The 10382-nt window shown below is 62.2% G+C and carries 7 protein-coding genes and 1 pseudogene; 7 read left to right on the top strand and 1 reads right to left on the bottom strand.

The window, feature by feature from the left end:
* The 7 genes from BM436_RS35270 to BM436_RS35245 all read left to right on the top strand — a co-directional run.
* Positions 1 to 1834: galactose oxidase early set domain-containing protein (locus BM436_RS35270; RefSeq protein WP_143133499.1), on the top strand; the 1834-nt coding region annotated here is incomplete at its 5' end.
* Between the two features lie 542 nt (positions 1835 to 2376).
* Positions 2377 to 2958: an SCO family protein gene (locus tag BM436_RS36800; protein ID WP_143133498.1), complete on the top strand. Its 582-nt coding sequence runs from the start codon at positions 2377 to 2379 to the stop codon at positions 2956 to 2958.
* Positions 2959 to 3010: 52 nt separating this feature from the next.
* The gene (locus tag BM436_RS38410) at positions 3011 to 3136 is read left to right on the top strand and encodes a hypothetical protein (protein WP_259741459.1); all 126 of its coding nucleotides are present in this window, start codon (positions 3011 to 3013) and stop codon (positions 3134 to 3136) included.
* Positions 3137 to 3216: 80 nt separating this feature from the next.
* Positions 3217 to 4143, top strand: a complete 927-nt coding sequence (locus BM436_RS35260; protein ID WP_177307822.1) for a tyrosine-type recombinase/integrase — start codon at positions 3217 to 3219, stop codon at positions 4141 to 4143.
* A 67-nt stretch (positions 4144 to 4210) separates the two neighbouring features.
* Positions 4211 to 5551, top strand: coding sequence for a recombination directionality factor (locus BM436_RS35255; protein WP_093561595.1), 1341 nt, complete (start codon positions 4211 to 4213; stop codon positions 5549 to 5551).
* Complete coding sequence (locus BM436_RS35250) at positions 5548 to 6840, top strand: metallophosphoesterase family protein (protein ID WP_177307820.1); 1293 nt, start codon at positions 5548 to 5550, stop codon at positions 6838 to 6840. The genes BM436_RS35255 and BM436_RS35250 overlap by 4 nt, the downstream gene beginning before the upstream one ends.
* An 11-nt stretch (positions 6841 to 6851) precedes the next feature.
* Positions 6852 to 9278 carry a structural maintenance of chromosomes family protein gene (locus BM436_RS35245; RefSeq protein WP_093561594.1) on the top strand — a complete coding sequence of 809 codons (2427 nt, stop codon included), beginning with the start codon at positions 6852 to 6854 and terminating at the stop codon, positions 9276 to 9278.
* An 849-nt stretch (positions 9279 to 10127) separates the two neighbouring features.
* On the opposite strand, the pseudogene BM436_RS37410 reads toward BM436_RS35245, so the two are convergent.
* A pseudogene (locus BM436_RS37410) lies at positions 10128 to 10382 on the bottom strand (IS3 family transposase); the annotation flags it as partial.

Below are 10382 nucleotides of genomic sequence, written 5' to 3'. Positions count from 1 at the left end.
GACATCTCCCCCCCCCTCTACGACCACCTGGACACAGTGCGCTACGGAAGATCAGGTCTGTACTTTTACCGGAACGCGCGAAGTTCGCTATGGTGTCAATGGTAGCTACGCATACAAAACAGCAACGGCTTCTGTCAACTGCAATAACGCAGTGTTTGGCGACCCGGCTTTTGGTTTCGACAAGTTCTGTGACTACGCGGGTGATGGCGACCCACCTCCGACGGGCGCTGAATGGGTGAGGTGCGCCGCCGAGGATCAAACCTGCACGTTTTCGGGAACTCTTCAGGTCCGCTATGGCGCCAATGGTAGCTATGCTTACCGCACTGCTACCGGCCCTATCCAATGCAGCAACGCTGTCTTCGGTGACCCAGCATTTGGCGTTGCAAAATCCTGCGATTATCAATTGCCTCAATCGACGTTACGCTCTGCGTTAAGCGAGCCAATCCCATTCCCTATCGTTCCGGTTGCAGCTGCGAATCTTCCCAACGGCAAAGTAATAACCTGGGCATCGTCTAGCCCCACAACATTTTTTGGTCAGGATCAAGGTTATACCTATACAGCCCTGTTTGACCCGTTTACACAATCGGTGTCGAGTAACGTGGTAACTGAAACTAAACACGACATGTTCTGCCCTGGCACCAGCCTTCTCGCCGACGGCAGACTATTCGTTAGCGGGGGCGCCAGTAGCCAAAAGACGAGCATCTATCAACCAAGTACCGACACCTGGGTTACCTCGAACCCAATGAACATCGCCCGGGGTTATCAAGGTAACACACTCCTCTCTAATGGGTCCGTGCTAACACTTGGTGGCTCCTGGAGCGGTCCAGTCGGAGGAAAAGATGGGGAAGTATGGACCGATGGCGATGGCTGGCGCCTCATGTCTGGCATCCCCATTGTTCCGTTTATTACTACAGATCCTGATGACACCTATCGAGGAGATAACCACCTGTGGCTATTTGCGCAAGCAAATGGTCGAGTTTTCCAAGCCGGGCCCGGCGTAACGATGCATTGGGTCGATACCAATGGCAACGGCACGGTAAGTGCGGCGGGTGATCGTGGTGACGATGCCTCTAGCATGAACGGTAACGCCATCATGTATGACATCGGCAAAATCCTCAAGGTTGGTGGCGCATCAGCCTATGAAGAAATAACAGCTAGCGCGGCCGCTTATATTATTGATATCAGTGACAGCAGTGCTCGTGTCGAAAAGATCGCGCCGATGAATTATGCAAGGGCAATGCATAACAGCGTGGTGCTGCCGAATGGCCAGGTCATCATTTCTGGAGGACAGACATACGTAAAGATTTTCTCTGATGACCGCTCAGTTTTGATGACGGAAATGTGGGACCCAAAAACCAAGATTTTCACAAATTTGCGAGCGCTTACGATACCACGTAATTATCATAGTTTTTCATTGCTTCTGCCCGACGGACGTGTCTTGATTGGTGGCGGTGGCTTATGCGATTTCAACTGCAGTACGAACCATATGGATGTTCAGATTTTAACTCCGCCTTATCTGTTCAATGCGGACGGCTCAGCTGCAACCCGTCCGAGCATTACTTCGGCCCCGAGTCAGGTCAGCTATGAAAGCGCAGTGCAAGTGAAAACAGGAGGTGCAGTAAGCGCATTTTCATTGATCCGTTTAAGTGCTGTCACACACTCGATCAACAATGATCAACGCCGCGTACCGCTTATATTCACGGCAACTGATGCGGAAAATTACACACTTCGAATGCCAGAAAATTCCGGCATTGCGCCGCCAGGCTACTATATGCTATTTGCGCTGGATGCGAATGGCGTACCGAGCATTTCGACGACGCTGCGGCTTCGTTGAGTACCGAGCGGGTAACACAATGTATCGATCGATTAGAAGCCAATCGCTTTATTCGCTGGGATTGTTACTAGCCGTCTCTATCGGCCCTACCAAAGCGGCAGGCAGCCCTGACGAAAATGCTCGCGGAAAGCGCATATTTAATGGCGAGGAAGCCCTACTGGGCAGGATTACTGGCCATTCATCGAACTTGCCGGCCTCTCTCGGCAGATGCGCGAGTTGCCACGCTAGTGTAGTGCCGCCCCGGCTTGAAGCACGGTTGGAAGCACGAGCGGCGCCTTTACTTGACCGCGCGAGCTTATTGGAAAAGCAGGCCCGCCGCGGCGGTCCACCATCCGCATACGACAAAAATAGCTTCTGCCGAGCTCTTCGTACTGGGATCGATCCCCAGTACATCATCCTGACCCGCGCCATGCCGCGCTTTGAAATCGACGAAGCACAGTGCAATGCGCTGTGGGTCTACCTTACGCTTAAATGGAGCCAACATGAGAGTCGTTAGGATAAATGAACGAGACGATGTGACGGTAACGAGTCGACGTCGATTCATGATCGCCACGGGAACATGCTTGACGTTTGCCTTGCCTCGCTTTTCAAGTGCTCACGGGGTCGGTATCGTCAATCCACCGATTACTCTTCCGATGGACGTAACTGTCGTACGCGATGATGGAACGAACAGTCCTTTGCGCAAAATTATCCAAGGTCGGCGAACTCTTCTACAGCTAATGTTTACTGGATGCAGCGAGACCTGCCCGCTACAGGGAGCGCTATTCGCAGAGATCCAGGACAGCATCGCCAAGGCGGCGGGCGGAGATATTCAGATGCTTTCATTAAGCATCGATCCCATGGATAACGCGCGCAGCCTATCCACCTGGCTGAGTCGCTTTGCCGCTCGTAAGACATGGGTGGCAGCGGTACCTTCATCTGAAGGGATTAATGTCATTCGAACATCTTTACAGCGTGGCGGTGCCTCCACACGCAATCACTCGTCACAAGTGTATTTTATCGACGAATTGGGGCGTCTTGTTTGGCGTACAGAGGATTTCCCATCAATCGAGATAGTGGTCGCTATCATGCAACGCAACGGGTGGATTACGTCGGGTAAGCGATCCATTGAGACAACCTTGTAGGCTGATCCTGAATTCCGCATGCTTGCCGTTTCAACTTAAAACAGGAGCAAGCATGGCTGACGACACCGATTTTTGGATCCCACACTTCGAGGCATGTCGCCGCGAAGGAGCCGTGGCGCGCGTGGACAATTTCTCGTCGGCGTCAACAGTCAATTTTCCTACGCCGGAAAAGCAATGATCTTTTGCCGCTTTTCCGCTGGCTTGACGCGCGCCTTGGCTGGAAGATCCTCTGGAACTTCATCAGCCGGAGGGCGAATCATGGAACCAGCCGTTCTCGCCAGCGCGCAAGCCATGCTGCGCGCGGTCGCCGCAGGAATCTCATACGACCATATCGCCACCGCGCACGGCGTCGCCAAGAGCACCGTGTCGGTCAGGGTGCGCCGTCTTGCGCACACGCTGCAGCAAATTGTCGGCGTGCTGGACGTCGAAGAGGACGCATCTCCCTCGGCCAGCCTCTTGCGCAGCCACCGCCACGCATATCTGGAGGCGCTGGAGCACTTCCGTCCAAGCGCGGCGCCGATGCTACACCGCGCGCCGGCCACGCTGACGCCCGCGCAGATCGACATGCTGCTGATGAAAATCGCGCGGCACAGCCACTGTCCGCTGCGCGACCAGGCACTCTTGCTCGTGCTCTTCTCCACCGGCGCCAAGCCGATGGAAATCGCCCAGTTGACCGTGCAGGACTATCTCGACGCGGCGGGACATGTCAGGCGACAGTCGGTGCTGCGCGCCGCGATCGCGTCGAACGGCGCCGATCGGCCCTTGCCGTTCGATTGCGCGGAGACGATTTCGGCCATCGACGCCTACCTGGCCGAACGTCCGGGCGCGGAACCGGGCACCCAGGACGCGGCCGGCTTTCGTGGACTGGATCCGGTTAGCGGACTGTTCCTGTCGCGCGACGGCCGCCCGCTGCAGGTGCGGCACACGCGCGGCGGCCAGGCGGCATGCAAGGAGATCCACGACATCTACAGGCGCATTTTCAGCCATGGTGGCCTGGCCGGAATCAACACCGCGTGCGCACGCCGCATGGCGGCACTGCGCATGCAGGCGCACGGCGCCTCGACGCGGGAAATCGGCGACGCGCTGGGGCTGAAGCGCCCGGCGGTGCTGCGGTTGCTCAAGTGCGCCGCCGCAACGCAAGCGACGATGCGCCGGCAGCAAGGAATGCGCGCCCGGGCGCCGTAGCCTCTTGCACGCTCCCTGTCCGGTGGGAAGATGGACCTGTTCCCATCCGCGATACCAGGAGGCAAACATGAACAAACCCATGGTGGCGGCTCAAAACGCCGCCCTTCTTCCAACCACCATCCTCGGGCACCAGCCACCACGGATACCGACGGCGGGCAAGATCCGCGCCGGCATCAAGGTGCTGACCAAGGCGGCGGCCGCCAATCCGGCGATCCGGGCGCTGTACGAGGACGGCCTGGCCCATAGCGCGACGTTCGAACAGATCGAGCGGAAGATCGCCGAACGCTTCCCCGACGTGAAAACGCCGCTCGCTCCCAAAAACGTCGCGTGGTTCACCGTGCGTCCCAACGACTTCCCCAATCCGGCTCTCGCGGGGCAGATTCTTGATGCCCACGGCGAGGACCGTGGCGATGGGGAAGTCCGCCTGTACCGCTTCCCCGTCATCTTCCCGGCCGACGCGTGGCAAAGCGTGATGCCGCATGAACTGGCCTGCTGGGCTCGCAGCGAGAAGCGCTACTGGAGCGAATATTCCAGCGACGGCCAGACCCGGCGCTGCATGATGTTCTCGCCCGCCAAGGTCGATCAGCGCAGCCAGCGCGCCTTGCGCACCTTTGGCGGACGCGGCACCCAGCCGCGCCCCGAAAACGACGGCCTGTGCGATCCGGAGCGCTGCCCGGAATTCCAGAGCCGCCAGTGCAACCTGTCGGGCCGATTCATCTTCTACATCCCCGGCATCCGCTCGCTCGACGCCTTCGAACTGCACACCAACAGTTTCTATGCCTTGTCGCGCGCCATAGAACGCTTCGAAGCCATCGCGTTCATGCGCGGCGGACGCATCGCCGGCTTTCTCGATCGCCAGCGCACGCCCTTCTACCTCACCAAGAAGCTGCGCGAGGTGTCGCACCTTGACGCCAAGACCGGCCAGCCGGTACGCAGCGCGCACTGGATCATCGAGCTGGAGGCGCCGGTGGACGTGGCCGCGCTGCTCGCCCAGCACGACGAGCACGGCGCACTAAGACTGGCCGACGAGGCGGCGCGCACGCTGCAAGGAAATGCACCGGCTGAATCCGCGTTTCATTCCTATGTCGAGACAGGCGAGACGGACGCGCCGGCGCCGGTCCAAGCGACAGAGCCGACCGCGAACGCAATCGCGGCAACAAGCGCCGCTCCTGCAACAAAGCCCGAAGGTGCCGGGCATGCCGCCGTCTACGCCATCGGGGCGGAGCTTGGTGTCGACCGGGGCCGCCTGGACGCCTACCTTGATTGGGCATGGGGCGCGGGCTGGTGCCGCAACGCGCAAGGCATCAAACGCGTACTGGCGGAGTTGACGAACTACCGGGGCGACCCCGATGGCCTGCGCGCCCGCATCGACGTGGAAATCGGCCCTCAGCAAAAGGAGCAGTCATGATCACCATCGCCCACTTTTCCGACCTCCACTATGCCGATGACACGCTGGCCGAAGTGGGACCATGCTTTGCATTCGCCGTGGACGAGGCCATTCGGCGGGGCGTCGACGTCGCCGTCATCACCGGCGACACCACCGACCACGCTCTGCCAGCGCATTCACCGGCCTTCGCGGCGCTGGCGCGCCAGATCCGGCGCTTGGCGGACCACTGCCCGGTATTGCTGCTGCAGGGGACATACAGCCACGAGCCGCCGGGCATGCTGCGCCTCTTCCCGCTCCTGGGCGGCCGGCACCCGATCCACGTCGCCGACCGCCTGCGACAGGTCGCGCTGATGGCCGATGGCAGCTGGCGCGCCTCGGAGGGATGGCGTTTCGACACGGTTCCCGCCGGCGCGCGCCTCTTGTGCAGTTGCGTGCCCACGATGAACAAGGCCGCCCTGGTCGCCGCCGTGGGCGCGGGCGAAGCGGCGAGCGCAATGGGCGGCCATCTGGCCCGGGTGCTGGCCGGACTGGCTCCCTCGCACGAGCGCGCGCGTACGCTCGGCATCCCCTCCATCGGCGTGTCGCACGGCACCGTCCACGGCTGCATGACGGAGCACGGCGTGCCCATGGCGGGGCTGGACCACGAATTCACGACCGGGACGCTGTTCGCGGTCCGTGCCAGCGGCTTCCTGCTGGGCCACATCCACAAGCACCAGAGCTGGCGAGATGGCGCGCACCTGATCGCCTACCCGGGATCGATCGGCAGGCTCCACTACGGCGAGGAAGGCGACAAGGGTTTTATGGTGTGGCAGGTTGAAGCCGATGGCGCCGACGCGGTGCTCGTCCCCACCCCGGCGCGCCGCACCCACGAGCTGGTGTTCGACGGCCCGCCCGACTTGGCCGCGCTGGAGGTATTCGCCCGGGAGCACGATCTGTCCGATGCGCGCGTGCGCGTGCGCTGGTGCGTGGCCGAGGAGGCGCGGCACCAGGTGGACCGCGACGCCATCCTGGCCGCACTGTCCGGCGCCGCCGGCGTCAAGCTGGAGGGGCGCGTGATGCCGGTGTCGCGCGCCAGGGCGGCGGGGATCGCGCGCACCACCCATCTCGCATTGCAACTGCGCGCCTGGGCCAAGGCCGCGTCGGTGCACGCGGATCCCCTGCTCGCCCGTCTGGACGATCTCGACTGCGCCAGCCCGGAGGCGATCGCGACGCGCCTGCTGGCGCCGGATGCGCAATGCGACGCGTTGACGAAAGCCGAGCCGGACGGATCATGGGTTCATACGGAACCTGCCACCGAACTCATCGCATGAAAGGAACCATCATGATCCCGCTGAAACTCACCCTCACCGGCTTTAACGGCATCCGCGATGGCATGGGACGCGAAAGCCTCGTCATCGACTTCGAGCGGGAGACCGGCGGCGCGATGCTCGTCGCGCTCACCGGCGGCAACGGGCGCGGCAAGAGTACCCTCCTCGACAACATGACGCCCTACCCCGTCATGCCCTCGCGCGCCGGCGCCGATGGACTGGGTGCGTTTTCCTACTACGACGAAGTGTATCTGCCGGAAAACCACAAGGAACTGGAATGGCGGATGGGCGACACGCGCTACCGCAGCCAGATCGTCATCCGGGTGGGCGGCAAGCGCCGCACCGAAGCGTACCTGCACGAGTTCGGCGAAAAAAGCTGGACGCCCGCCCGCTTGGGCGACGGCACCGTGTCCGACGGCAGGATGGAGACCTACGGGCGCCTGGTGGAAGGCATCGCGGGCCCGGCGGCAACCTTCTTCAGCACGGCGTTCTCCGCCCAGCAGCGGCGCCAGCTATCAGCGTATCGCAACGGAGAGATCAAAAGCCTGCTGGCCGACCTGCTGCGCCTGGATGCTGTGCGGGAGCGCGGCGAACGTGCTAACGAGGTGCTACGCCTGCTGCGCTGCGGCCAACGCGCGGCAAGGACGCAATGCGAGGCGCAGCGCCAGGCGGTCCACGCGTTGCGCCATGAACTGGCCGAGATGGGCGACACCACAGCCCAATCCGAACTCGCACGGCAAAACCGCAACGTCGCCGCCGCCAGGCTCGACGCGCGGCGAAACACGCTGGCCGCCCTGCGGGCCGAGGCGGATGTGGCTGCGGGCCAGGAGGCCCGGCGCGTCCAACTGCTGGCCGAACGCGGCACGGCATTGACGGGCTGGCGGCAAACCATCGAGGAACTCGACAACGCCATCGGTGGAGAGGAAGCGGCGCGGGACGACATGGCGCAGCGCCACGCGCAGCGCGCCGCCTCGCGCGAAACAGGTCTGGCATCGCTGCGCGCCCAACGTACGACGTTGCTGGCCTCGCGCGAGCAGGAGCGCCGGGCGGCCCTCGCCGCTGCCCATGTTCCCCTGTTCCAGCATCTGGCGGGGCGGCGCGCATCCGTGGTGTCGGAATTGCGGCAAAGCCTCGCGCGCAAGGAAAAGCTGGCTGCGGACCTGGCGCTGGCGCAAGCCCGCCAGATGGCCGTTGAGCGCGAGGCCGGGCAAGCCGCGCTGAAGGCGCAGGAGTTGCGCCGGCGCCTGTCGCTGACGCGCGAGGTCCCCTGCTCCGGCATGCCGATGCAGACAGGGTGCAAGCTTCTGGGTGACGCGCACGCCGCGCATGCGTTGCTGCCGGACGCCGGGGCGGTCGTGGCGCGGCTGAATGCAGCCTACACGGCCATCGTCGATGAGATCAATGGCTTGCGCGCGGGAGCGTCCGGCATCGCCAGCATGTGCGCGGCGCTTGCGCGGGCCGAGCAGCGCCAGCAATGCACGGCGCGTCGGCTGGCGCACGCCGAGCGGCAGGCCGCCCGCCGCGAGGCGCTGGCCCTGGCGGCGCCCTTGTTGACAGAAGTCGAAGACCGGCTCGCAACTGCCGCCGACCACAGTGCGGCAGAGCGCGCCGCCGACGATCACGAGTACCAAGCGCAGGAACGGCGCCTCTCCGAGCTGGTCCGGCGCCGTGAGGAGGCGGCGCGGCCCTGCGCGGCTGTCGCTCGACTCGATGCACAGCTGGCCTCGCTGCCGCCCCCTCCCGATCTTGGCGCCATCGGCCGCGCGGCCCAGGAATGCGAACAGGCCCAAGCGCAGCTTCGGACGGCGGAACAAGCGCAGCTCGCCGCGTTGCGCGCGCGTGACCACGCCGAAGAACTGCGCCGACAGATCGCCGTCAAGGAGCAGGATTGCGGGCGGCGGGAACGCGGCCTAGCGCGGCTGGACGAGCAGATGGAAATGTGGTCGTTGCTGGCCAAGGCGCTGGGCAATGACGGCATCATCGCGCTCGCCATCGACGACGCCGGGCCGGAACTGTCCGCGCTGGCCAACCAGTTGCTGCTGGCCTGCTACGGCCCGCGTTTCACGGTGTCGATCAAGACCCAGGTCGCGACCGCGAAGGGCGAACTGCGCGAGGGCTTCGATATCACCGTGCACGATGCCCAGCGCGATACCGTCAAGAGCGTCACCAGGATGAGCGGCGGCGAGCGGATCTGGATCAACGAATGCCTGACCCGCGCCATGGCGCTCTATCTCGCGCAAGCGGACGGCCGGCGCAGCGCCACGCTGTTCTCGGACGAGGCCGACGGCGCGTTCGACGCGCAGCACAAGCGGCGCTTCATGGAGATGAAACGCGAGGTATTACGGGTAGGAGGATACGCGCGGGAGTTTTTCATCTCGCACACGCCGGAGCTGGCGGAAATGGCGGACCGCGTGATCGATCTTGACCAGTACGCGACGTAAGGCCAATGTTCCATACGATACCTATTCGGCGGGAATGCCGGGGGGGCACCGGTTTTTTCCCAGCAGTCGAGTGTCCATAGGTGCCCGTGTGCACGCGCTCCGCAGGCGGGACCACCGGGTGACGACCTCCGAGCAGGGAACGGGAGCGATATAACTTGCCCGCATATCACTCATCAAAACTATCCATTGGATTGATATGCCGCGCTGCGACATAATCAACCCGTCTCCTCCAATCCTCAACCAATTGGATTCGCCCGCTCCTGTAGCGGGCATTTTTTTTGCGTTCCTTCGCGGTCGTCGCGATTAACTTGGCGTCATCCGCAAGTGGTGTCCCATTTCCGCCGATTTTCGATGGCGACCATACGAACCGAGGTCGACGTCCCCCGCGCCGCGGTCGAAAAATGCCCCGAAACCCGACGTCTGCGACCATGTGTTGATTTTTCTCAAGTACGATGTTGTGCAAACGCATAATCTTAGGCTGTGACTATGGGGAGATTAGCGATGAAATCCATATATGCTGTGATTGGCACTTCCGCGACACCAAGCTGTCCTAGCTGTACATTTTGCTCGACCCGGCGGGTTCAAGGGTCGTTCCTTATGCGATTCCTGCCCAACCATATTTTGATCAGTTGCAGCAACTGCGGCAAACGCTCCCTGATGAGAAAAAATTAGCGGAAGCTTTTTTACTGAAGTATCTTCCGACAACGGCGGTGCTGTGCATTGGCACGGGCTGCAGCAAACCTGTGGAAAAGCAAGCTGCTCTCTGATGCGTGGCATTCCTGTGCCTGATGGGGCTAGCGACTTGACTGCGCCAATGACGGCGTTTGTCAACGTAGTTGTCGTGTCATCTCAAGCTGCTTGCTGTAGTTCTTCTGGCCGAATCCGTTCCGGATTCAACCAGACCTGATCTTCCAGTTTCCAATTCCTCGTGTCCTGCGACCAGCGCTGAGGATTGCGGTTCTTGGCGTCACGATAGACCTGCTCGCGGCGCGCCAGAATGGCCGCATCCTGGCCAGTGTGACGCTGCGCCGGCGTCACAAATTTCAGTCCGCTGTGCTTGTGCTCCTGGTTGTACCAGCGCACGAATTTCAGTGTCCACGCCCG

This window comes from Pseudoduganella namucuonensis (assembly GCF_900116645.1).
Lineage (GTDB): Bacteria > Pseudomonadota > Gammaproteobacteria > Burkholderiales > Burkholderiaceae_D > Rugamonas > Rugamonas namucuonensis.
This window is presented reverse-complemented; position numbering and strand designations above follow the sequence as displayed.